This is a genomic window from Nocardia sp. alder85J (genome assembly GCF_020176955.2).
Classification (GTDB): Bacteria; Actinomycetota; Actinomycetes; order Mycobacteriales; family Mycobacteriaceae; genus Nocardia.
This window is the reverse complement of sequence record NZ_JAIUCZ020000003.1, coordinates 306,455-329,873: the sequence shown is the minus strand read 5'-3', so window position 1 is coordinate 329,873 and position 23,419 is coordinate 306,455. Positions and strand designations below refer to the sequence as shown.

The following is a 23,419-nucleotide window of genomic DNA, read 5'->3' as shown; positions in this document are numbered from 1 at the left end:
TTTGTCCCACGATTGCCGTCGACTCGCGAATCGGACGGGGTGCGGCGGTCAGCGCGCGGGCGGATCGGCTGCCTGCGGCGGCGCGGCGGACCCACGTTTCCACAGCGCCGCGTCGACCGCCCCGAGACCCGGGTCCACGACGAAATCCGCCGCGATCCGCTCGGCGAGGGCCCGATCGAGGGTCGCCGGACACCAGTTCACCGATACGTGGATGCGGCCGCGGGCCTCGACGACGTTGAAGCCCAGGAAGTTCGGGCCCGGCGGCGCGATGGCCGCGGTGATCCGCGGGGCGGCCGGCCCGCTCGGCGGCGGGCTGGTCTGCCAGCGGGTGGCGTACGAGATCAGCAGGCGGACGGCATGTTCCGGCTGCCGGGACACCGCCGGCCGGGCGGATCGGGCAATCGCGCTGCGCCACATGGCACTACCGAAGGCCAGCAGCGGCAGGCCGCTGTCCAGGATGGCGCCGATCCGGGCGCTCAGCTGGGTGGGAGTGTCGGAGTCGAGGACCGGCACCGATTTCGACCAGCTGAAATTGCTGTCCGCCGAGGCCGCCGCCGGCAGATACCGGCGCAGGTCCACCATGAACGCCACCGTGTCGTCGACGTCGATCCCGTGGTGCCGGCACAGCAGCAGCGCCCGCATCGTCATGATCGACATCACCGACGCCGCCGAATCGTGCGCCGCCCGGAACACCCGGACCCGCTCCCCGAACGATTCGGCACTGGTGGCGGTCGCCACCGCGAAGGTGTGCGGCCCCACCGCGCCGCCGTCCCGATTGCCGGTGTGGGAGTTGCGCATATGTGTCAGCGTCCGCTGGAGCGTGATCGCGTCCGGCAGCCTCGAGGGCGGCCGCCCGAAGGTGGTCAGCAGTGCGCGGCGCAGCGGATCGGTGCCGGCCGGGGTGGCCCGGGTGGGCCGGTCGGCGGCCGCCGCCAGCAGCATGCCGATGAAATCCCATGTGGCAGTACCGTCGCCGAGGGTGTGGGAGTGCCGCACCCGGGCCCAGTCGCGGCCCAGCGTCAGCCGGAACGGTAGCCCGTCCGGCTCGGCCGCGCTGGGATCCAGTGCGTCGTCCGGCGGCGCGTCCGCCTCCGAGCCGGTGACGAGGGCGTGCAGGAAGGTGACCTCGCAGCCGGGCGCCGGCCGTCCGGTGCGGCCGCGTTCGGGGTCCAGCAGCCGCACCCGGTTGTCCAGTGGATGCGCGGCGGCCCAGGCGGCGAGCCAGGTTCGCACTTCCTCGACGCCGGGTGTGGTCACCGATCGGATCACCTTCACGACCGTGACGCCACACCACATCCGGTCGCGGTGGCGCAGCGCGCGGATATCGATCGCCGGCCAGCCGCCGATGTCCGAGTCGGCCGGATTCCGCGGCGGCGTGCGATCCCGGCGACTGCGAGTGTTCACGCTGTCGAGTGTGCACGCACCGGGCCGTCGCGCGGAACCGAAACGGATCAATCGATTGTGCCAGATTCGTCACCCAAAGTCGTTGCGGCAGTTAACAAGTGAGGGTTTCGCCTCGGGTGATGCGTTGGGCTGGACCCGATTTCGCCGCAATCCTTTACGAATTCATGGTTTTGGCAACAACTTCCGACATGCGACGACGGAAGGAGCTGGGGGAGTACGACTCCGCATGCGCCCGGATCGTCTTGGCGTCGTAGGCGTCGTCGTCGAAATCTCGCATGGCACGGGCGAATTCGGCGACCACGGCGTCGTCGTCACCGAATTCGACGTGCTCGCCGCTGATTCCGGGGAGCACCGTGTCCACCGCGCCGCCGGCACCGACCGCGAGTACCGGTGTGCCGCAGGCCATCGCCTCCACCGGGACGATGCCGAAATCCTCGACACCGGGCATCAGCAGCGCGCGGCAGCGGCGGTAGGTGTCCAGCAGCACCTCGTCCGGCGCGGCGCCGAGGAAGGTGGTCTCCGGACCCGCGATCGCTTCCAGTTGGGCGCGAAAACGCCCCTCGCCCAACACGATCAACCGGCACCCCGCCTGCCGGGCGGCACGGATGGCGAGATCGGCGCGCTTGTAGGGCACCAGCCGCCCGGCGACCAGGAAGAAGTCCTCGCGGGTCGCCGCGGTGTCCGGTGCGAAGCGGTCGATGCGCACCGGAGGGTGCACCACGGTGGCGGGCAGCCCCCACCAGTCGCGCACCCGATCAGCGACCGCCTGCGAATTGGCCACCACCCGTGCCAGCCGCGGCGCGGCACGCAGTTCGCCCCGCCGGGCCAGCCCACCCAGCGCCGTCAGCGCCGCCCGCCCGGCCCGGCCGCCGGCCTCGCGGGCGCGGAAGGCCGGATCCCACGCCCACCGCGCCGGGCTGTGCACATAGGCCACCACCGGGGCCTCGGTGGCGAAGACCGCCTGGGTGGCGAAGGCGTGATGGCTGACGACCACGGTGTCGAACCGGTCCGCCAGCGGCAACCGGCGCAGCGCCGCGGGGACCAGCGGCAGCAGCGGTGCGTGCGAACGCCGCCCGATCAGATCGTGGGCGCGGTTCAGCACGCTGGTGTGGAACCGGTGGTCCGCCGCGGTCGATCCGTCGTCGGGGGTGGCCGCCGCCCGGACCAGGCCGACACAGTCGGGCGTGGCCAGCGGGGCGAACACCGGCGAGCCCGGCCAGGTCTTCATGAATTCCGCGACCACCGCCTCGGAGCCGCCGTATTCGGTGAAGCGCTCGTGCACCAGGGCGATGCGGGGTGCGGTCATCGGACGGCCTCCGGGTGAACCTGCGGTGGGCACGACGGGGCCATCAGCTCACCTGTCGTACGGGATCGATGTAGCGGGGCGCGGCGTGCGCGCGGATGGCCGGGGCCACCGGACGGCCGTGCAGCAGGCCGTCGACACTGCCCTGCTGCACTGCGCGGCAGTAGATTTCGGCGGCCGACCGGCACGCCTCGATGGTGTGGTCGATATCCGCGTCGGTGTGCGCGGCGGAGGTGACGAAGGACTGCCCGAGCACCCCGCGTTCGAGCAGTTCCTGGAGGAACAACGTGCGGAACGGCTGCGACGGCCGTCCCTCGGCGTCGCGGGTGACGAAGACCAGGCAGGAGGGCCGCCCGAGCACCTCGAGGTGGCCGCCGATGCCGAGGTCCGCGGCGATGGCGTTGACGCCGTCGGCCAGCCGGCGCCCGGCGTGTTCCATGCGGCCGACCGGGTCGGTCTCGGCGTAGGCCCGCACCACCGCCCGGAAGGCGGCCAGCGCACCGGTCTCCGGGCCGTGCGTGGTGGACAGCAGGAACACCCGGTCCCGCTCGGTGCGCAGGCCGCCGAGCTCCATGAACTCCCGGCGACCGGCCAGCGCGGAGATCGGGAACCCGTTCCCCATCGCCTTGCCCCAGCAGGACAGGTCGGGGATCACCCGGTAGAGCCCCTGCGCCCCACCGGCCGACCACCGGAATCCGGTGATCATCTCGTCGAACACCAGCAGCGTCCCGTACCGATCGCACAGCGCGCGCACCCCGGCCAGATAGCCGGGCGCGGGGTCGGCCAGCGCCGTCGCCGCCTCCATGATCACGCAGGCCACCGAATGCGAATCCAGCACGGCAGCAAGCGAATCCAGATCGTTGTAGGGGAACCGCACGGTGCTGTCCGCGGCCGGGATGCCGGCGTTCATCCCGGTGGTGCCGATGAACCAGTCGTCGACGGAGAAGAACGGCTGATCGCAGATCGCGACGGTGTCGCGGCCGGTGGCCGCGCGGGCCAGCCGCACCGCCGCGGTGGTGGCGTCGGAGCCGTTCTTGGCGAACTTCACCATGTCCGCGCCGGGCACCAGGGTGAGGAAGTCCTCGGCGGCGAGCAGTTCCAGCTCGGTCGGGCGGGAGAAGTTGACGCCGTCGGCGACGGTGCGCGACACCGCCTCCACCACCGGCCGGTAGCCGTGCCCGAGGGTGACCGAGCGCAGCCCCATCCCGTATTCGACGTACTCGTTGCCGTCACAGTCCCAGACCCGGCACCCGTTGCCGCGCACCAGGATCGGGGTCATGAACTCCGGATACTGGTCCGAGCCGCGGGCATAGGTGTGCGCGCCACCGGGAATCAGTTCGTGCAACCGCTCCTGGGCGGCGTTGCTGCGGTCGAAGCTGCGCATCAGCGGCCCTCCCCGTCCGGCTCGGCCACGCTCAGCGCCCAGAGCCCGTGGTCGCCGCGATGACCGGTGCGGCCGAGGTGGTTGCGCACGATCCCCTCCTGGAGCAGTCCCGCGTGGGCGGCGACCGCGGCGGATTCGGTGTCGGTGACGGCGATCTCGGTCGCCACCCGGTACAGGCCCAGCGGGCCGAAGGCGTGGTCCAGCATCGCCCGGATCGCCGCCCGGCGGATGTCGAGGTCGGCGCGCGCCGGATCGATCCAGCCGGCCAGCCGGGCGTTGCGGTCGAACATGTCCAGGTCGAACAGGCGGTACTCGCCCGCGTAGCGGCCGTTCACGTCCAGCGCCAGCACCAGCCCGCCGGTCGACCGCAAACCGCCTCGGCTGCGGGCGAATTCGCGCCACCACCCGGTGCGGCGGCGCACCAGCTGGCGCAGCAGTCCGGCGCGTTCGGGCGGGGTGCCGTCCGGTACCCGCGCGGCCCGCCGCAGCGAGCCGTCGGCGAGGGTGCGGGTGCGCAGCACGACACCGGGATGGCCCGGCACCGCCAGTCGCACCGGCTGGTCGCCGCGCAACAGGCGCAGCCGCCGCCGGATCCGGCCGGCGGTCATCCGCAGGATCAGGGCCAGGACGGTCGCGTTCCGGATCAGCCGGTGCCCCCGGCTCGTCGGCGCCCCGCTCGCGCGGTCCGCGGTTCCGGTGCGCGGCACGATGTCCCGCGGTTCGTGCGAAACCTCTTCCCAGGAATCACTTCTCGCGTGTGCCAGCTGGATCTGCTGCTGCGTGAAGCCCTTCGGCGGTATCTCCGCGCGGGTCAGGGCCCACAGCGAGTGGTCGCGGCGGGCGCCCCCGGCGTCGAAGTAGCGCGACATGAGCGCCTCCCGCACGAAACCGAGCCGTTTGGCCGATCCGACCGCCCCGGCGTTGCCGAGCGAGATCGGGGCGACGACGCGTTCCAGCCCCAGGGTGTCGAAGGCGTGGTCGAGCACCAGGCCCAGGGCGACACAGGCGAGGCCCTGCCGGGCCAGCCGGGAGTCGACCCAGATGCTCAGTTCCGCGCTACCGTTGTCGAAGTCGAGCCGGCACAGGTCGCACTGCCCCGCGAACTGCCCGTCGACCTCGATCACCCCCGGCACCTGCCGGCCCGCGCGCTCCTCCGCCCGGACCTCGAGATACTCACGGATCCATTGTCTTTCGGTGTGCCGCTCGGCCCAGCCGAGTCTCGAGCTGTGCCAGAAGGGTTCGATACAGGCTCGATCGCGCAGCCGGACCGCCCGCCAGGCGCGGTGATCGTCCAAGCGTGGTGGCCGGATCACGACCGTACTGCCGTGCAACCGCACCGGCCCCAGTATCAATCGCTCCAACTGCCCGCTCACGTTCGTGGTCGTACCTTGCCCAGCGGTGCAGTGTGCACCACGCCGTCGACGCCGACCGCCAGCCGCCAGTAGCCGCCCGTCGGATCCCGCAGCACGACGCCGCCGTCCGGTCGGTCGGACATCCAGGCGCCGCTGGGGAGCACCGCAGCGACAACCGTACCGCTCGGATCCTGGACCTGCATGATGTCGGTGTCCGGGGCCGCGCCCTGCACGATGGTGGTGCCGATGAACCGGCCGGCGTTGGCCCGGCTGCGGCCGATCACGGTCCAGCCGTCGGGGAAGGCCCGGATGTCGACGTCGTCGTGGGAGCCGGAGATGAGGTTGATCGCGGTGCCCTCGGGGCAGCCGACCCGGTCGACGCGGACCTCCACCGGTGGGGTGTCGCTGTCGGGGTCGAACTGCACGTTGGCCAGATAGGGCTGCCGGCAGCTGATCAGGTCGAGGCAGGTGTTGCGGGCGGCCACCTTGCAGTTGACCATGCCGAACTGGGCCGGGCCGCCGCCGGGACCGCCGATCGACAGCGCGGTGTCGGCGCCCTCGAACCACACGTTGGTCAGCCACCAGTCGTTCGCGGCGCCGTCGACGAGGATGTGCCGGTCGGTGGTCCGGGGATCGTTGTCGGAGACGAATTCGACGTTGGACAGCGCCAATCCGGCGTTGTGATCGTTACCGGTGCCCAGGACGCCGATCCGGTTGTTGGTGAACTTGCTGGAGGTGATGTAGTTCTGGATGCACGAGGTGACCAGCCCGAACCCGAAGTTGTTGATGTCGCAGTTCAGGAAGGCGACGCCACCGGTGTTGCCGTCGAGCACCACGCCGCGCTGACCGGCGAACTGCGGGAAATTGCTGGACAGATGATTTCCGCGCAGCACCACCGAATCGAAGGTACAGCGGAAACTTCCGGTCAGCTGGATCGCCGTCGACCGCGGGCCCGAGAGGTAGAAACCGAGGCGGGTGAACCGGACCCGCTGCTTGCCGCGCAGCGCGATCAGCGTGTCGTCACCGGTGTAGGCGACGGTGGTGACATCGGCCCCGTCGCCGAGGATGGTGGCGTAGTCGGGCAGGTCGGGCCAGCGCGTCACCCCGTACGTCCCCGCGGGCAGGTAGAGCACCAGCGGCCGATCGCCGGCGGCCGCGGCCGCCGCCGCGAGGGCGGCGGTGTCGTCGGCCTTGCCGTCGCCCACCGCGCCGAAATCGCGGACGTTGCGCGCGGCCGGGGCATCGGTCACGTGCGGCGACCGGAATCCCGGTCCGGGCTCCTCCGGTGACGAGCACGCCGCCAGCGACCCGACGGCAGCGGCGCCGAGGGTCACCGCCAGCAGCCGCCGGCGGTGCACGGAATCACTTACCACTCTTGGCTCCACTGCCACTCTTGGCTCCACTCGAGCGGGACAACAGCTTGCGGCGTCGCGGCGGCAGCGAGAGCACCACCACACCGCCGAGCCGGGGGCTGCCGGCTCCGAAGGTCGCCACCGCCGCGTTCACCTGGGTGCTGGTGGTCCGGCCCAACTCCACCACCCCGAGGGTGGTGTCGGCGCAGCCGGCCAGCGTGACGGCGTCGGCCGCCGCGGTGACCGCGGCGCACTCCATCACGATGTAGTCGAATTCACTGCGCAACTTGGCCATGATCTCGGCGAAGCGCCGCGAGGCCAGCAGATCCGAGGTGTGCTCGTCGACCGCGCCGACCGGCAGGAACCAGATCCCGGCCTCCTCCCACGGGATGACGGCATCGTCGAGCGGGCTGGCGTGCTTCAGCAGCTCGCCGAGGCCGATCGCGGATTTCACCGACAGATGTTCGGAACTGCCGTGGCCACCGGTATCGGCGTCGACCAGCACCACCCGGGCCCCGGCGTCGCCGAGCGACTGCGCCAGCCCGATCGCCACTTCCGGCCTGGAGTTCGGGGAGAACGGGGCGACCAGCACGGTCCGGACATCGGGATGTTCGGTGACGCGGGTGCGCAACCGGCGCAGCTCACCGGCCGCGCTGGGCCGGCCCTCGTCGACGATGCCGAGGATCGGCACCGGCACCACCGTCGCCACCTCCTCGGAGCTGCGCAGCCGGCGATCCAGCCGCTGCCGGGCCAGGGCCGCGAGCAGGCCCAGCACCAGGCCGGCCAGAGCGCCCAGCGCCAGAATGCGTGTGGACTGCGGACCGCTCGGCGCGGACGGGGTCTGGGCCTGGTCGACGACGGCCACCCGGGCCGCGGGCGCGGCATCCGACTGGATGGTTTCCAACTGGTCGACCAGCGCCCGGAACTGCGAGACCACCTCGTTGGTCAGCCGCCGCGCCCCCTCGGCGGTCGAGTCGTGCACCGACACCACCACGATCGTGGTCGCCGGCGGCGAGGCCGCGGCGATGCGGCCGCGCAGCTCACCGGCGGAGACGCTCAGCCCGAGCTGGTCCTTGACCCGTTGCGCCACGGCCTCGCTGGTGACCAGGCCGAGGTAGGAACGCACGCGCTGCTGCGCGGCCATGCCGCCCTGGTAGGAGTCGTTGACCGAGGTCCCGGTCGCCATCGTGACGTAGCAGGTGCTCGAGGCGGTGTAGGTCACCGGCAGCGTGCGCAGGTAGCCGTAGGAGGCGCCGAGGCAGAGCACGAACACCGTGGCGATGATCGGCCAGCGGCGCTTGACCAGCCGCCAGAAATCGGTCAGACCCATTGTCCTGCTCTCATCTTCAAGGTGACCAGTGACGCGTTGTCGAGCACGTCGGTGACCAGCGACGGATTCCCGTGCACATCGGTGGCCGGCGCCGCGCTCGGATAGACGTCCGTGACGAGGGACGGATTCCCGAGCACGTCGGTGGCCAGCGAGGGATTGCCGAGGATGTCGGTGATCAGGGACGGATTCTCGAGATCGTCGGACGGCAGTCGCGGCGTCGCAGACGTCGCCCGGCGTCGCTGGTACTCACCGACCAGTACATACACCATCCAGACCAGCACCATGGCCTGCAAGTACTTTCCGAGCGTTTCGAAGGCGCCCAGGAAACCGCGCTCGAACAACACCGGAACCTCGATCAGGGCCAGTCCGAAGACCGGCATCGGAATGTGCGGATTATATAGTGCCCGAGCCCAGATCAGCAGCATCACGAAGGTGAAGGTGACGTCCAGCGCGACACCGGTGTATCCGCCCAGCACGTAGCCCTCGTTGATGTTGCCCTCGGCCAGCGAGACCTCGACCCCCGACATGTCCACCGACTGCCCGCGCACCTCCGACGCCCAGGCGGCGCCGGACTGGAACTTCTCGGTGCCCAGCAACTGGGTCGGCACCAGGGTTTGCAGCGCGTGCGTCAGCGTCTGGTCCGGTGTCAGCCAGGATTCGGGTCCGGCGTAGTAGGCGTCGGTCGCCGCCTCCAGGCCGTCGAACCGGCGCAACAGGCTCAGGAACGGGCGCACCGAGGACGGATAGCTCGAATCCGCCAGCACGGACTGCGTTTTGGCCTCGTCGTTGGCCTTCAGCGACTGCAACCAGCCGAAGCCGCCGATGGCGAGCACCGTGAGCACCAGGACCGTGACCACCTTGCGCCGGGTCCAGCCGGTCATCGCGAAGCGCACGGCGAGCGCGAGCGCGGCGCCCATGATCGGGGTCTTGGACTGCACGGCGGCCGTCCACAGCAGTTCGCCGAAGGTCAGGCCGCCGACGATCAGCAGCATGCCGCGCCCGGTGGTGGGCCGGGCGTAGATGAGCAGTCCGAGCGCGCCGATGGTGGCCAGGATGGTGACGAGGTTGAGGATCGCGTTCGGGCTCTCCAATTCGCCCGCCTTGCCGCCGTTTCCGGTGGCGAACGCGGCCAGCCGGCCCACGGTCCCGACGGCGTAGAGCACCAGGAGGGTCCGGATGAACCGCTGATTGTTCGCGATCGGCGCGCGGTAGTCGCCGCCGGGCCCGTCGTAGTAACCGGAACCGGTGACGGCCCCCGGTGTCCGGCGCCGCCGGGCCCAGAACGTGTAGCCGACCACGATCAGGGCGTACAGCCACAATCCGAACACCACCGGCCGCAGCACGGCCGCGATGCCGGGGTCGTAACCGAGTACCGCCAGGCGCGGATCGGGCAGGTTGTCGCCGTACTGCGGATCCGGCTGCACCGTCAGCAGCACCGACGGCACCGCGATGTACGACAGCCCCCAGAACGCGCCCTGCGCGATCAGGAACACCCGCATCGGCCCGGACAGCCGGAAGGCGGCCAGCACGATGATCCCCAGCGCGCCGGCCACCAGCAGTACTTCCGTCGACGCCGAGCCGTTCATCGCGGGGCCCGCGCCGGGCCGGGCCGGCCGCCGGCGATCATCGGGCGTGCTCCGGCGCCCCGGAACTCACGCGATCGCATCGATGATCTCGCGGGCGCGATCGACGTAACGGTGGCCACCGGAGACGATGCGCCGATATCCGGCCTCGGCCACCTTGGCGGCCTGCCCGGGATGCCGGGCGCACCGGTCCAGGATCTCGCGCAACTCGGCGTCGCCGGAGAACAGGAAGCATTCGCTGTCCTCGGCCAGCAGCGCGGCGTGCTCATCGGTCCGTTCGCCGACGAAAAGTCCACCGGCGGCGGGAATCTCGAAGCTGCGGCAGGTGTGGGTGTCGCGGTTGGCGGAGTTGAGCAGCACCAGGTTGGCGGTCGTCGCGGCGACCGCCACCGAGAAGTGCTCGCCGTACACCGGTCCGCGCACGGTCGCCCCGGCGCGCAGCAGGCCGGGCTCCCGCCGCCAGCCGGGACCGTAGACCGCCAGCCGCGCGCGGTGTTCCCGGGCCAGATCCACCAGCAGGCCGGTCCGGTCGGGGCGGCGCGCCCCGATGAAGCCGACCAGGAACCGGTCGCCGCCGCGGCGCGCGCAGGGCCGGTGCCAGGCCGGATCGTAGGCGCTGGCGACATAGGTCACCGCCCGCGCGCCGCGGTCCCGCAGCTCGGTGATGTTGTGCCGCTTCGTGGTGACGATCAGGTCCCAACCCGCCTCGTGGGCCAGGTAGGCGGGGCTGGTGTTCTCCGGATTCGACACGTCGTCGGGGCTGTAGTGGATCCGCACCCGTGCCGGAACCGACAGCAGCCGTTGCTGATCCAGATGCACGGCCTTGAAGGCGAACAGCACGTCGGGCGCGAAATCGGCTGCCAGCCGGTCGATCTCGTCGTGCACCGCGGCCACGTCCCATCCGGCGCGACGGCGGGCCAGCTTGGAGTAGATCCACGGCGGCGAAAGTCGCGGCGGCAGTGTGACACTCGTGGAGTCGACCACCAGGACCTCGTGACCGGCCTCGCGGAAACCGTCGGCCAGCGACCGGGCGTTGCTGCCCACCCAGTCGTCGCCGATGTAGAGAATCTTCACGACGCCTCCGCCTCGTGGACCGGGCCGGCCGGGTACCGCGCGGCGGCACGCTCGCGGACGATGAGCCATCGCACCCGGACGATGTACCAGAACATGACACTGAACTCGGCACAGACCGTGCCGACGACCAGGGTCCACACCGAATGGGTGTGCAGCGCGAACAGCAGTCCGCCGGCCGCCATGCAGGTGCCGATGACCGCGCCGATCAGCACCCCGACGGTGTCCTGCCGGACCGGCAGGATGGCCGTGGTGACGAAGGAGGTGACGGTGGTGGCCGGCAGGATGCACGTCTCGACGCGCAGCAGCGGTATGGCACGGGTGAATTCGCTGCCGAACATCACGTGGATCAGTACCGGCGCCAGCGCCTGCACACTGAGCACGCCCAGCACCGCGATGGCCACGCACCCCAGCAGTCCGCGAATCGAGGTGCGCCAGAACGAATCCTCCGTGCTGCGCTTGGCCATGCGGGGCAGCAGCGCGAAACCGATGGGATCCAGCAGTGATTGGATCGCCCGGACCAGCCGGTCGCCCGCGGAGTACAGGCCGAGCGAGGCGGCGTCCAGCACCGCCGAGTACACCGCCGCGGAACCCTGCCCGTAGCTGGTGACCAGGGCCCGGGAGACCAGCACCGGCGCCCCGATGCGCAGCACCTCCCGGGTCCGGTGCGGCCGTCCGGGTGGCCCGAACCGGCGGAACGCGTCCCACCAGGTCAGCACCACGGTCGGGAGGGACGACCCGAGCAGGCACAGCATCGCCATGGTGGCGGTCTCGAAGTGCGGCAGCAGGGCGATCAGTAGCACCGGATAGATGATGCGCCCGGCGCCCTGGTACAGCGTCGACGCGCCGAACCGGCCCTGGCCGATCAGCAGCCAGTCCTCGGAGACGGACCAGAATCCGCCGGAGAACAGGCCCAGCAGGATCATGTGCACATTCGGCGGCACGTGCGCGGCGAGTCCGGCCAGCAGCGCCAGCCCGAGCACACCCAGTGTGGTGAGCCGGATGGCCAGATAGGTGCCGCGCAACCGGTTGATGCCCGGCCGGGCGCTGGGCTCGTCGTGATCGTGCACCTTGGCGGCGAGGAAGGAGGTGATCCCCAGGTCCACCAGCAGCGAGCCGATGAAATACGCCGACATGCCGATGGCGAGCAGGCCGAGACCGTGCGGGCCGAGCAGGCGGGAGATCAGCGGCAGGGTGACGACCGTGATGAGGTATTGGCCGTATTTGCCGAAGCTGACGAAGCCGATGTCGCGGAGGACCGCGCCGATCCCCTGCCCGTTCGCGCGGCGCTCGGGCGCCTCGGTCGTAGTGCCGGAATCAACCATGCCGCAACCACTTTCGTCGCACCGAGGGGAGGAACTGGGCGACCACGCGGGCCGATTCGGTGATGTCGAACTGCGCGGCCCGGGTGCGGCCGGCGTCGGCGAGCCGGGTCCGCAGCGCCGGGTCGCCGAGCAACCGGTCCAGCGCCGCGGTCAGCTGTCCCTCGTCGCCGGCGTCCACGAGCAGCCCGCTCACCTCGGACTCGACGATCTCGGTGGGCCCGCCGGGCCGGGTCGCGACGACCGCGCAGCCCGCGCGCATGCCCTCGGCCACCACCTGGCCGAACGGCTCCGGCAGGATCGAGCAGTGCACGAGGACGTCCGCCTCGCGCAGCACGGCCTCCGGATCGTCGACATGACCGGTGAAGGTGACCGGCAGCGCCAGTTCGGTGGCCAGCGCCTCCAGCCCGGCCCGGTAGGGCTCCTCGTCGAAGAAGGTGCCGCCGACCAGGAACACTTGCCGCGGACGGTATTTCGCGGCGGCGAGCGCGCGCAGGAAGAGGTCCTGACCCTTCCAGGGCGCCAGTCGCCCGACCACCGCGACCACGGTGTCCTCGGGTTCGCGCTGTGCCGCCCGGGGAGTCTCGGGTGCGGGTTCCAGTCCGGGATAGGCGACGACGGCGGGCTGCCGCCAGGTGAACAGTGTGCGCAGGGTACCCCGGCTGTTGGCGATGCAGCCGTGCGCGGCGCACCGGCCCAGCAGCCGGATCACCGGCGCCAGCACGCGGCCGAAATATTGTGCGGTGATCCGGTCGTGCACCTGCCAGACCAGCGGCACGCCCGCGCGGCGGGCCGCCACCGCGCCCATCAGCAGGGCCTTGGTGCTGCCCGCGACCAGGACGGTGGCGTCCAGTTCCCGGGCCGTGGCGCCGAGCGCCCAGCCCACCCGCAGCAGTCCGGCGGCGCCGGCCAGCAGCCGCCGCGGATCCGCCGCCCCGGCGATGGTCATCGCCCGGCTGTCGAAAGTGTTTGCCAGCAAACGGGTTTCGATGCCGCGCTCACGGGTGCGGGCCAGCATCGGCCCGTCGGCGGTGTAGACCACCGCGGTGTCCAGATGCGGCCGCAGCGCCGACGCCAGCCGCAGGGTGGCCAGTTCGGCGCCGGAGGGTGCGGCGGTGTGGGCGATGAAGACGGCCTTCATACGCCGACCAGATCCCGGTAGAGAGCCAGGTGGCGATCGGCGGCGGCGGTCCAGGAGAAGGTCGCCGCGTGCGCCCGGCAGTGGGCCGGATCCGGCCGGTCGCCGTCGAGGGCGGCGACCAGCCGGGCCGCCAGCGCCTCCCGGTCCCCGGCCGGCACGATCAGTGAATCATCAAGTCCGCGTACGGCATCCGGCAGGCCACCGCAATCGGTGACCACCGGCGCCCGGCCGGCGGCGAGCGCGGCCAGGGTGACCAGGCCGAAGCCTTCCAGGGCCAGCGTCGGCACCACCGTCAGGGTGGCCTCCGCGTAGAGGGCGTCCAGGCGGTCGTCGTCGACGAAGCCGGTGAACTCGATCGACGGCAGCCCCGCCGCGCGCTCGCGCAGTTCCGCGGCGATCGTGCCCGTGCCGACGATCACCAGCCGCGCCTCGGGATGCTTGTCCAGCACGGTGGGCCAGCTGTCGATGAGCACGTCGATCCCCATGCGGCGTTCCAGCCGCCGCACGCACAACACCATCGGCGGTGCGTCGGCCGGGGATGCGGCCGGGCCCGGCGTCGCGGGAAGGTCGACGCCGGGCGGGATGATCGCGATGCGATCGGGCGGGATCCGGTAGTCGTCGACGAGCACATCGTGAAAATACCTGGAGAGCACCACGAACCGGTCGGCGCGGGCATACCGGACCCGTTCCAGCAGGTATTTGGCCCGGACGGCCCGCGGACCCTCCCCGGACATCCGGCTCTCGGCGGCCCAGGGCCCGTGGAAGTGCACCACCGTAGGCTGATTGCCGAGCCGTCCGCCGCCCACCGGGCCGTAGAGACAGAAATGCCGGTCCAGCACGGTGTTCCGGCCGAGGTCCCGGCGATCCAGCAGCGCGGTCCGGGCACGGTGCAGGGTGGTACCGCCCACCGGACCCCAGGACCGGCCGCCCGCGGGCGCCGGTCCGAAGGCCGCGGCGGTGACCTCGACATCCGCCCGGCCCGCCAGCGCGCCGTACAGATCGGTGAAGTAGCGGTTCAACCCGCCGGGCACGGCGGCGAACCACTCCGACCCGGTCATGTGCACCCGGACCGGGGTGGTCGCGACGTCAGCGGCCGCCGGCATCAGTAGGCGCCCTCGCCGCGCAGCACCGCGCCGACGGTCCGGGCGACGAGCATCAGATCCAGCACCATCGACCAGTTCTCCACATAGGACAGGTCCAGGTCCATCGAGTCCTCCGGCGACAGATTCGACCGGCCGCTGACCTGCCACAACCCGGTGAGTCCGGGCTTGACCAGCAGGCGGCGCCGCATCACGCCGTCGTAGGAGTCGACCTCGCGCTGTACCTGCGGCCGCGGGCCGACCACGCTCATCTCGCCGCGCAGCACGTTGAAGAACTGCGGCAGCTCGTCGAGGGAGTACTTGCGGATCACCCGGCCCACCGCGGTGACCCGCGGATCGTTCTTGATCTTGAAGAACACCGGATTGCCGCCCTGTTCGGCGATCAGCTTCTCGATGTGCTTGTCGGCGTCGGTGTACATGCTGCGGAACTTGATCATCGCGAACGGCTCGCCGCTGCGGCCGATGCGCTCGGACAGATAGAAGACCGGTCCGGCGCTGGTCAGCTTCACCGCGGCCGCGATCATCAGTAGCACGGGTGCGAGCATCGTCACCGCGGTCAGGGCGAAGACCAGATCGAAGACCGCCTTCCCGATCGACCGCGCCCGGTCGTACTGCGGCTTGCCGACATGCAGCATCGGCATGCTGGCCACCAGCCGGTGGGTGAGGCGGGTGCCGGAGATGTCGACCAGGCCGGGGGCGACGATCAGTTCCACCCCGATCTGATCCAGTTCCCAGGCCATCCGCCGGAAATCGGCCGGGCCCAGATCGTCGGTGGCGGTCACCGAGACGGTGTCGGCCTGGGTGTACCGCACCGCGGCCAGCACCGACCGGTCGTCGCCCACCACGGGAATCGTGTGTTTGCCGACGGTCAGACCGGGTCCGATGGCTTCCGGGGTGCAGACCCCGACCACCTGGTATCCGGAGCCGGGGTCACGGGAGAAGGCGGCCACCATGGCGGCGGCCGCATCCGGGCTGCCCACCACCAGCACCCGGATCTCGCAGGTGCCCAGCAGTCGCTGCCGGGTCAGCCAGCGGCGCCACCACCAGCGCTGGGCGAACAGACCGGCCAGCCCGAGCGGCAGCGCGATCGCCAGATACCCGCGGGCGATGTCGAAACGGAAGATCAGCGACAGGATGGCGATCAGCCCGAACAGCGTCACCGTCGCGGACAGCAGCCTGCGGTATTCCTCGGTGCCGTTGCCGAAGATCCGCGGCGAACGGGTGCCGGCGCCGGTCAGGCAGGCCACCCAGACCAGGGCCAGCAATGCCGACACCGCCGTGTAGCGCACCTCCAGCGGAAGTGAGATGGCCAGTGGCGGATTCGCCGAACCACCGAAACGTATGACGTGTGCCACACCCACGGCCGCGGCGATCACCACGAGATCGCCGATACGCAGCCAGCGCTCGTATTCACGCTGCCAGCGCTCGCGTTCGGAGCGCGGCGGACCGATGACGCGCGCATTCGCGCGCGCTCGCATTTCGAAACGCATGAAAAACAAACCTCCCCCATGGTGGAACGCGGCTCCGATCCCGCCGACCGGTCCCCCCGATAAGGGATTCACACCATTGAGACTGACGAGTGGGCGGCATTTGGGTGCCGAAAGAAGAATGTACCGTCCCGCGCCGTGCGGCGCACCTCGGGCTGTCCGGCTGGATATTGCATTCCGGGGGTGTCGTGGGGTAACCGGACCAACCGAAGGATCAATCCCCTAATCACCCCCTAATGCCCCCCTAATCAGACATGCGGCCGTAACGCGAACCTGCGACGTCGGTCACCACCAGCGTAAATGACTCCCGGGCGCAAGGTTTGTTTCCGAATTTTTATGAACTCTTGTCCGAAAAGATGCAGGAGTCCGGGCGGTATCTTCACTTGTGATACCCCACCACGGTGGCGCGAAACCCCGATCGATGTTGTAGGGTATGCCGAGGAGGGAACGGGCGCGAGGGCTTTGTCCGACCCCGATGAGGCGGTAAAGAATCAGAGGAAATTGCTCGTGCGTTGTCGCTTGTGCCATTCCGATCGTTTGACGAGTGTGCTCGATCTGGGTGCGACCCCGCCCTGCGAAAAATTCCTCACGGCCGCCGAGCTGGACCTGCCGGAAACGACCTTCCCGCTGCATCTGCGCATCTGCGAGGAATGCCTCCTGCTCCAGATACCGGCATTGATCACCCCCGCGGACACCTTCGTCGAGTACGCCTATTTCTCGTCATATTCCCAGAGCTGGGTGCAGCATGCGCTCGCGTTCGTCGAGCAGGCCACGGCCGATCTGAGCCTGGGGCCGGACTCGTTCCTGGTGGAGGTCGCCAGCAACGACGGCTACCTGTTGCAACACGCCGTCGCGGCCGGTATCCCGTGCCTGGGGATCGAGCCGTCGCACAACGTCGGCGCCGCCGCCCGCGCGAAGGGCGTGCCGACGGTGACGGCCTTCCTCGACGAGGACACCGCGGCCGCGATCCGGGCCGAACACGGGCCGGCGGATCTGGTGGTGGCCAACAACGTCTACGCGCACATCCCGGACCTGCTCGGTTTCACCCACGCGCTGCGCGGACTGCTCGCCGACGACGGCTGGCTGTCGATCGAGGTGCACCACGCGCTGAACCTGGTGGAACTGGGACAGTTCGACACCATCTACCACGAGCATTTCCAGTACTACACGGTCGCCTCCGCGCAGCGCGCGCTGGCCACCGCCGGGCTGACCGTGGTCGACGTGGAGCTGCTGCCCACCCACGGCGGCTCGCTGCGGTTGTGGGCCCGGCCCGACCCGGTGGCGCGGGTGCGGCCCCGGGTGGCCGAGGTGCTGGCCGTCGAGGCGGCGGCCGGATTGCATGCCGTCGCAGGGTATTCCGTGCTGCGGGAGCGCGCCGAACAGGTGCGCGCGGAACTGCTCGGCTTCCTGCTGGACTGCCGGGCGGCCGGGCGCAGCGTGGTCGGCTACGGCGCCCCGGGCAAGGGCAACACCCTGCTCAACTACTGCGGCATCCGGCCGGATCTGTTGTCCTACACCGTCGATCGCAATCCCTACAAGCACGGCCGGTACACCCCGGGCACCCGCATCCCGATCCATCCGCCGGAGCGCATCGACGCCGACCGCCCGGATGTGGTGCTGGTGCTGCCGTGGAATCTGGAGACCGAGATCACCGCGCAGTTGCGGCACGTCGATTCCTGGGGTGGGCAGCTGGTGTATCCGCTGCCCACCCTGCATCATGCACAACTCGCCGGAGACCGGTCAGGGAGTAGATCGTGAAAGTCGTCCTGTTCTGCGGCGGATTCGGTATGCGGATGCGCGGCGCCGCCGACGATCCGGTGCCCAAGCCGATGCAGCTGGTCGGACCCCGGCCGCTGATCTGGCACGTCATGCGCTACTACGCGCACTTCGGGCACAAGGACTTCATCCTGTGCCTGGGTTACGGCGCCACCCATATCAAGAACTTCTTCCTGACCTATCAGGAGTCGGACTCCAACGATTTCGTCATCCGGGACGGGCAGGTGCAACTGCTCTCCTCGGACATCAGCGACTGGACGATCACCTTCGTCGACACCGGCCTGGACTCCGCGATCGGCGAACGGCTGCGCCGGGTGCGTCGGCATCTCGCCGGTGAGGAGTACTTCCTGGCCAACTACGCGGATGTGCTGACCGACGCGCCGCTGAACGAGATGATCGACAAGTGCGTCGCCTCCGGGGCCGCCGCGTCGATGATGATCGTGCCGCCGCAGTCGTCGTTCCACTGCGTGAACGTCAACGCCGCCGGTGAGGTCGAGCGCATCACCCCGGTCGCCAAGCTGCCGCTGTGGGAGAACGGCGGCTATTTCGTGCTGACCCAGGAGGTCTTCGATCTGCTGCCGCCCGGCGGCGACCTGGTGGAGGACGCTTGCGGCCGGCTCGCCGCACAGGGCCGCCTGCTGGGCTATCAGCATCTGGGTTTCTGGAAACCGGCCGACACCTTCAAGGAGCGCGCCGAACTGGACGCCGCCTACCACTCCAGTCTGCGGCCGTGGATGGTGTGGGAGCGCGAGGCGGCATGCTGACCCTGCACACCGGTGGCGTGCGGGAGGTGGCACTGCTGGCCGCGCACTGCGACGACCTCGCCATCGGGGCCGGCGGCACCTTGCTCGCGCTCGCGGAATCGGTTGCGGGCCTGCGGGTCCGGGCGCTGGTATTGAGCGGCGGCGACACGCCGCGAGCGGCCGAGGAGCACGCCGCATTGGCCGATTTCTGCCCCGGCGCGGAGCTGGAGCTGACCGTGCTGTCGCTGCCGGACGGCCGCACGCCCGCGCACTGGGACGCGGTGAAGTCGGCGGTGGCCGGGCTGCGCGCGGCCGGCGAGCCGGACCTGGTGTTCGCGCCGCAGCCCGGCGACGCCCATCAGGACCACCGGCTGCTGGCGCGGCTGGCCCCCACCGAGTTCCGCGACCATCTGATCCTCGGTTACGAGATCGTCAAGTGGGAAACCGATACGCCGCGGCCGACGCTGTTCTGCCCGCTGTCCCCGGAGCTCGCGGCCCGCAAGGCCGAGCTGCTGCTGAAACACTATCCGTCCCAGCGTGATCGGGATTGGTTCGACGAGCAGACCTTCCTCGCCCTGGCCCGGCTGCGCGGTGTGCAGTGCCGCAGCGCGTATGCCGAGGCGTTCGTGATCGACAAGGCCACAGTCACTTTCGGAGGTGCATGACCGATGCGGGTACTGCTGACCGGCCATCAGGGCTATCTGGGCACTGTCATGGCGCCGGTGCTGCGCGCCGCCGGGCACGACGTGATCGGCCTGGACATCGGGTATTTCGCCGACTGCGTGCTGGGCCCGCTGCCCGGCGATCCACCCGGCATCGTCGCCGATCTGCGCGAGGTGACCGCCGAGCAGCTGGCGGGCTTCGACGCGGTGGTGCACCTGGCGGCGCTGTCGAACGACCCGCTGGGCGCGCTGGCGCCGCGGATCACCCACGACATCAACCACCACGCCTCGGTGCGGCTCGCGGAGCTCGCGAAAGCCGCCGGGGTGCAACGCTTTCTGTACGCCTCGACCTGTTCGGTGTACGGCGCCGCCGGGGACGGGCTGGTCGGTGAGGACACGCCGCTGCGGCCGCTTACCCCGTACGCGGAGAGCAAGGTGCGGGTGGAGGACGATGTGGCGGCACTGGCCGACGCGAACTTCTGCCCGGTGTTCCTGCGCAATGCCACCGCCTTCGGCTTCTCGCCGCGGTTGCGCGCCGACATCGTGCTGAACAACCTGGTCGGGTACGCGGTGCTGACCGGTGAGGTCCGGGTGCTCTCCGACGGCACGCCGTGGCGGCCGCTGGTGCACGCGGCCGACATCGCGACCGCGTTCGCGGACTGCCTGGTCGCGCCCGCCGACCGGATCCGGGCCCGCGCGTACAACATCGGCGACGAGTCCAACAACCTCACCGTCGCCGACATCGCCCGTGCCGTGGTCGACGTCGTGCCCGGCTCGACGCTGGCGATCACCAACGAGACCGGTCCGGACCCGCGCTCCTATCGGGTCGACTTCGCCAGGGCGCGAACGGAATTGGGTTACCGGGCGAAGTGGAGCATCGCCGACGGCGCGGCGGAACTGTACCGCGAGTACATCACCCGCGGGCTCACCGCCGACGATTTCGCCACCCGGTTCACCCGGCTGGCCCGGCTACGGGATCTGACCGCCGCGGGCGTGATCGACGAATCCCTGCGCCGCGTCGCGATCGGGACGTGATCCGTGTTCCCGCAGTACATTTCCCGGGCGGGGGAGCGTGATTCCCGATCGCCTCGCCGGTCACCGCGCGCCGGGCACTCCCAGCGCGCCGAGCAGGCGGGCCCAGTCCCCGGCCGCGCGGTCGCGGGCGGACACCACCGTCACCGGCTGCGGCCAGTCGATGCCCAGCTCCGGATCGTCGTAGGCCACCCCGAGATCCTCACCGGGGTCGTGCGGCCGATCGATCCGATAGCAGACGTCGGCGGTCGCGGTGAGCGCCTGGAATCCGTGCAGGAAACCCGGTGGGACGTACAGATGCCGGAAGTCCTCGTCGTCCAGCCGGAAGGCCTGCTGCCGGCCGAAGGTCGGCGAGTCCGGGCGGATGTCGACCAGGACGTCGTGCACCGCGCCGTGCGCGCAGCGCACCAGCTTGGCCTCGCCGCGGCCGGACCGGCCGTGCATGCCGCGCACCACCCCGCGCGCCGACCGCGACTGCGAGTCCTGCACGAAGGCCGCCGCCGCACCGGGAACACCGCAGTGCGCGTCGAATTCGTCGGCGTCGAAGGTCCGGGTGAACAGGCCGCGGTCGTCGCGGAACGGCTGCGGGACCAGCAGCAATACGTCGGCCAGGTCGGTCTGCTCGATACGCACCCCGGCATCGTGCCATGGACCGGGGCTGCCCGCGCAGCGGCCCGCCCGGGTGGGGTGGCGGCATGACCGTGCGGTTCGACCCCGCCCCGGCCCGCGGCTGCCGGGCCTGTGCCGCGACGACTCTGGACCGGGTGCTGGATCTGGGGGAGATGTTCGCCGCGGACAGTTTTCCGCCGCTGACGATGCCGGTCACCGCCGACAGCAGGCATGCGCTGGCCATGGACCTGTGCCGCGACTGCGGCCTGGCCCAGCTGGCCGACGACGACACCGTGGTGGCCGAACCGCGCGCGGTGGAACCGCAGGCCCTGCGCGATCAGGCCGCCGCCGCGGTGGCCGCGGCCGCGGGCGTGCTGACCGGGCACACCGTCCGCGAGTTCGGCAGCCCGCACGGCGGCACCTGGATACCGCTGCTGACCGCCCGCGGTTTCACCGAAACCGCCACGGAGCCCGCCGATGTCGTCATCGACAGCTTCGGCATGATGCACGAGCCGGACCAGCGCGCGGCCGCCGCCGCCCGCGCCGCGGCGCTGCGCCCCGGCGGGGTGCTGCTGCTGCAATTCCACGCCCTGCCCGTCATCGTCGCCCAGGGGCAGTGGAATGCCCTGCGCCACGGCCACTTCGCCTACTACTCGCTGACCGCCCTCACCGCGCTGCTGCGCGGCGCTGGGCTGCATCCCAGGACCGCATGGGAATTCGACCTCTACGGCGGCACCGTCCTGGTGGCCGCCGGGCACGAACCCGCCACACCCGATGCCACCCTGCGCCGGCTGCGCGCCGCCGACACCGGCAGTGTCGATCCGGCCGTGGTCGCCGCCTTGCAGACCGCCGCCGACCGGCAGGTGGGCGAGCTGCGCGCCTGGCTGGAAAGTGAAGCCGCGCAGGGTAATCGGGTGTTCGCCTACGGCGCCGCCTCGCGCGCGGTGGCGCTGTTCGCGCGGGCCGGCCTGCATCGCGGCCTGCTCGCCGCCGTGGCCGACGCGTCACCGGCCAAGCACGGTCGCCGGATGCCGGGGACCGACATACCGATCATCGCTCCCGCAGAGCTGGTCGCCGCCCGGCCGGACCGGGTGCTGCTGACCCTGCCCGACCTGTTCGCGGAGGTGCGGGCGGCGCTGCCGGAGCTGCGCGACGCCTGGGTGCCGGAGGTGCCGCGGCTCGCCGGAAGCCGCAGTTCGTACGCCGGTGGGCCATCGCCGTCCCACAGAGGCCGTAATCGTATGCGCCACAATGAATTCGGCGTGTCACCTGATGAGGGAAGTGGGGAACAGTGAGGGAAGACTCTCGTCGCGCCGTGGTGCGCGTCGCTGCCGCCGTGGCATCCGCCGCCGCGGTGGTCGTGTTGGGGGGTGGTATCGCCGGAGCGGGGGTGGACAGCGTCAGCAGCATCGTCGATCACGACCAGCGCAACATCCAGGCCATCGAGTCGGACACCCGGATCGACTTCGTGCCGCCGCTGGACAACAATCCGATGACCCGGGAATGGTTCCACTCCGGCACCGCCGGTTACCAGATCACCGGTGACAAGGTGGACGACTGGCACGGCCACATCACCATCGGCTACATGGTCGGCTACCCGGCGACCTTCGACGGCAAGCTGAAGTTCCAGTACCAGACCCCCGGCCTCGAGGTCGAGGTGGGCACCAACACCCAGGTCGACATCTTCGATCTGATTCCCCGGGCCGGGGTGGAGATGTCGGTCGGCTTCGGCCCCGGCATCCAGACGGTGGAATGCGCCGGCGGCGACATCTCCGGAGCCGAGGGCTCCATCCGGATGTCGGGCTTCCACGGCACGGTCACCGGAGTGCTCGGGCAGGTCTCGATCCGCCCGTTCGTGAAGGTCGTCAGCAACTCCGGTGACACCGTCGTCACCTACGGTCCGACCTCCACGATCTGACCGGTCAGCGCAGCAGATCCGGCCGCCGGCGCGCCAGCGCCGTCGCCCGGATCTGCAACCGCTCCAACGCCTGTCGCACCAGCCGCAGATCACCGGCGACCACGTCGCCGCGGGCGACCAGGTGCGGATACTCGCGGCCGAGCCGATGGTGGAAGCGGGCCAGCTCGGTCAGCTTGGACACCGTGGAGGTCCGGCTGCACAGGTTGAACGACGAATTACGCCACGCCGCAGTCACATCCGACATTCCGTAGAAGGCCCCGAACTCGCAGACCCGCGCGAACAGGTCCACGTCCATCGGGAACACCAGATCGCCGCGGAAGCCGCCCACGCGCCGGAAGTCCTTGCGGCGGAACATCGCCGCCGCCGTCGGCCCGAATTCGGCCGGCCCGTGCCGGACGATGGTCCGCATCAGCGAGAGCACCGACTGCGCGCCGACCAGGCCGGGCAGGCCCAGTCCGCTGTCCTCGACCTCACCGGCCTCGTCGATCACATCGAATTTCGTGGAGCTGATGGCGATCTGGCCGTCCCGCATCAGCTCCAGCTGCGGTCCCAGCGTGCCCGGCAGCAGAATGTCGTCGGCGCACACCACCTTCACCAGCTCGCCCGAGGAGATCTCGACGGCCTTGTTCCAGTTGGCGCCGATCGGCAGTACCCGGTCGTTGCGGTGCACGCGCACCCGCGGATCGTCGAAACCGAGTGCGACGTCACCGGTCCCGTCGATACTCGCGTTGTCGAGCACCACCAGTTCGAATTCGACGTCCTGATCCAGGATCGACCGCATCGTGGTCGCGAGCGTGCCGGCGGCGTTGTAGGCCGGCACGCAGATCGAGAGAGAAATGACCCGTACTCC

General features: G+C 70.5%; 20 protein-coding genes. 6 read left to right on the top strand and 14 right to left on the bottom strand.

The window, feature by feature from the left end; translation table 11 throughout:
• Positions 1-48 precede the first annotated feature (48 nt).
• From LBW94_RS12715 to LBW94_RS12660, 12 genes are all read right to left on the bottom strand, one after another.
• On the bottom strand, positions 49-1,404 hold the full coding sequence (locus tag LBW94_RS12715; RefSeq protein ID WP_225054348.1) for a hypothetical protein: 1,356 nt from the start codon (positions 1,402-1,404) through the stop codon (positions 49-51).
• A gap of 154 nt (positions 1,405-1,558) precedes the next feature.
• A complete protein-coding gene (locus LBW94_RS12710) occupies positions 1,559-2,710 on the bottom strand; it encodes a glycosyltransferase (protein WP_225054350.1) in 1,152 nt (383 codons plus the stop codon).
• A 43-nt stretch (positions 2,711-2,753) separates the two neighbouring features.
• Positions 2,754-4,091, bottom strand: coding sequence for a glutamate-1-semialdehyde 2,1-aminomutase (locus LBW94_RS12705; RefSeq protein ID WP_225054352.1), 1,338 nt, complete (start codon positions 4,089-4,091; stop codon positions 2,754-2,756).
• On the bottom strand, positions 4,091-5,464 hold the full coding sequence (locus tag LBW94_RS12700; RefSeq protein WP_225054354.1) for a GNAT family N-acetyltransferase: 1,374 nt from the start codon (positions 5,462-5,464) through the stop codon (positions 4,091-4,093). The genes LBW94_RS12705 and LBW94_RS12700 overlap by 1 nt, the downstream gene beginning before the upstream one ends.
• A complete protein-coding gene (locus tag LBW94_RS12695) occupies positions 5,461-6,816 on the bottom strand; it encodes a glycoside hydrolase family 55 protein (protein ID WP_225054356.1) in 1,356 nt (451 codons plus the stop codon). Before LBW94_RS12695 ends, LBW94_RS12700 begins: the two co-directional genes overlap by 4 nt.
• Positions 6,806-8,125 carry a GNVR domain-containing protein gene (locus LBW94_RS12690; protein ID WP_225054358.1) on the bottom strand — a complete coding sequence of 440 codons (1,320 nt, stop codon included), beginning with the start codon at positions 8,123-8,125 and terminating at the stop codon, positions 6,806-6,808. The genes LBW94_RS12695 and LBW94_RS12690 overlap by 11 nt, the downstream gene beginning before the upstream one ends.
• On the bottom strand, positions 8,116-9,711 hold the full coding sequence (locus LBW94_RS12685; RefSeq protein WP_225054360.1) for a hypothetical protein: 1,596 nt from the start codon (positions 9,709-9,711) through the stop codon (positions 8,116-8,118). The genes LBW94_RS12690 and LBW94_RS12685 overlap by 10 nt, the downstream gene beginning before the upstream one ends.
• 66 nt (positions 9,712-9,777) lie before the next feature.
• Complete coding sequence (locus LBW94_RS12680; protein WP_225054362.1) at positions 9,778-10,782, bottom strand: CgeB family protein; 1,005 nt, start codon at positions 10,780-10,782, stop codon at positions 9,778-9,780.
• A complete protein-coding gene (locus LBW94_RS12675; protein WP_225054364.1) occupies positions 10,779-12,104 on the bottom strand; it encodes a lipopolysaccharide biosynthesis protein in 1,326 nt (441 codons plus the stop codon). The genes LBW94_RS12680 and LBW94_RS12675 overlap by 4 nt, the downstream gene beginning before the upstream one ends.
• On the bottom strand, positions 12,097-13,242 hold the full coding sequence (locus LBW94_RS12670; protein ID WP_225054365.1) for a glycosyltransferase family 4 protein: 1,146 nt from the start codon (positions 13,240-13,242) through the stop codon (positions 12,097-12,099). The genes LBW94_RS12675 and LBW94_RS12670 overlap by 8 nt, the downstream gene beginning before the upstream one ends.
• Positions 13,239-14,300, bottom strand: a complete 1,062-nt coding sequence (locus LBW94_RS12665) for a glycosyltransferase family 4 protein (protein WP_225054464.1) — start codon at positions 14,298-14,300, stop codon at positions 13,239-13,241. The genes LBW94_RS12670 and LBW94_RS12665 overlap by 4 nt, the downstream gene beginning before the upstream one ends.
• A gap of 44 nt (positions 14,301-14,344) precedes the next feature.
• Positions 14,345-15,832, bottom strand: coding sequence for a sugar transferase (locus LBW94_RS12660; RefSeq protein ID WP_225054367.1), 1,488 nt, complete (start codon positions 15,830-15,832; stop codon positions 14,345-14,347).
• Positions 15,833-16,336: 504 nt separating this feature from the next.
• Between LBW94_RS12660 and LBW94_RS12655 the strand changes: the two genes are divergently transcribed.
• The 4 genes from LBW94_RS12655 to LBW94_RS12640 are packed head-to-tail and all read left to right on the top strand — an operon-like array spanning position 16,337 to position 20,045.
• Positions 16,337-17,587, top strand: a complete 1,251-nt coding sequence (locus LBW94_RS12655; protein WP_225054369.1) for a class I SAM-dependent methyltransferase — start codon at positions 16,337-16,339, stop codon at positions 17,585-17,587.
• The gene (locus tag LBW94_RS12650; protein WP_225054370.1) at positions 17,584-18,369 is read left to right on the top strand and encodes a glucose-1-phosphate cytidylyltransferase; all 786 of its coding nucleotides are present in this window, start codon (positions 17,584-17,586) and stop codon (positions 18,367-18,369) included. The genes LBW94_RS12655 and LBW94_RS12650 overlap by 4 nt, the downstream gene beginning before the upstream one ends.
• Positions 18,363-19,013, top strand: coding sequence for a PIG-L deacetylase family protein (locus LBW94_RS12645; RefSeq protein WP_225054372.1), 651 nt, complete (start codon positions 18,363-18,365; stop codon positions 19,011-19,013). The genes LBW94_RS12650 and LBW94_RS12645 overlap by 7 nt, the downstream gene beginning before the upstream one ends.
• A gap of 3 nt (positions 19,014-19,016) precedes the next feature.
• Positions 19,017-20,045: an NAD-dependent epimerase/dehydratase family protein gene (locus LBW94_RS12640; protein ID WP_225054373.1), complete on the top strand. Its 1,029-nt coding sequence runs from the start codon at positions 19,017-19,019 to the stop codon at positions 20,043-20,045.
• Positions 20,046-20,105: 60 nt separating this feature from the next.
• Here the strand turns inward: LBW94_RS12640 and rfbC are convergent, their stop codons facing one another.
• Positions 20,106-20,675, bottom strand: coding sequence for a dTDP-4-dehydrorhamnose 3,5-epimerase (gene rfbC, locus LBW94_RS12635; RefSeq protein WP_225054376.1), 570 nt, complete (start codon positions 20,673-20,675; stop codon positions 20,106-20,108).
• Positions 20,676-20,737: 62 nt separating this feature from the next.
• On the opposite strand from rfbC, the gene LBW94_RS12630 reads away from it, so the two are divergent.
• Positions 20,738-21,946, top strand: a complete 1,209-nt coding sequence (locus LBW94_RS12630; RefSeq protein ID WP_225054377.1) for a methyltransferase domain-containing protein — start codon at positions 20,738-20,740, stop codon at positions 21,944-21,946.
• A gap of 20 nt (positions 21,947-21,966) precedes the next feature.
• Positions 21,967-22,569 carry an MspA family porin gene (locus LBW94_RS12625; RefSeq protein WP_225054379.1) on the top strand — a complete coding sequence of 201 codons (603 nt, stop codon included), beginning with the start codon at positions 21,967-21,969 and terminating at the stop codon, positions 22,567-22,569.
• Positions 22,570-22,573: 4 nt separating this feature from the next.
• Here the strand turns inward: LBW94_RS12625 and LBW94_RS12620 are convergent, their stop codons facing one another.
• Complete coding sequence (locus tag LBW94_RS12620) at positions 22,574-23,389, bottom strand: glycosyltransferase family 2 protein (protein ID WP_225054381.1); 816 nt, start codon at positions 23,387-23,389, stop codon at positions 22,574-22,576.
• Positions 23,390-23,419: the final 30 nt, after the last annotated feature.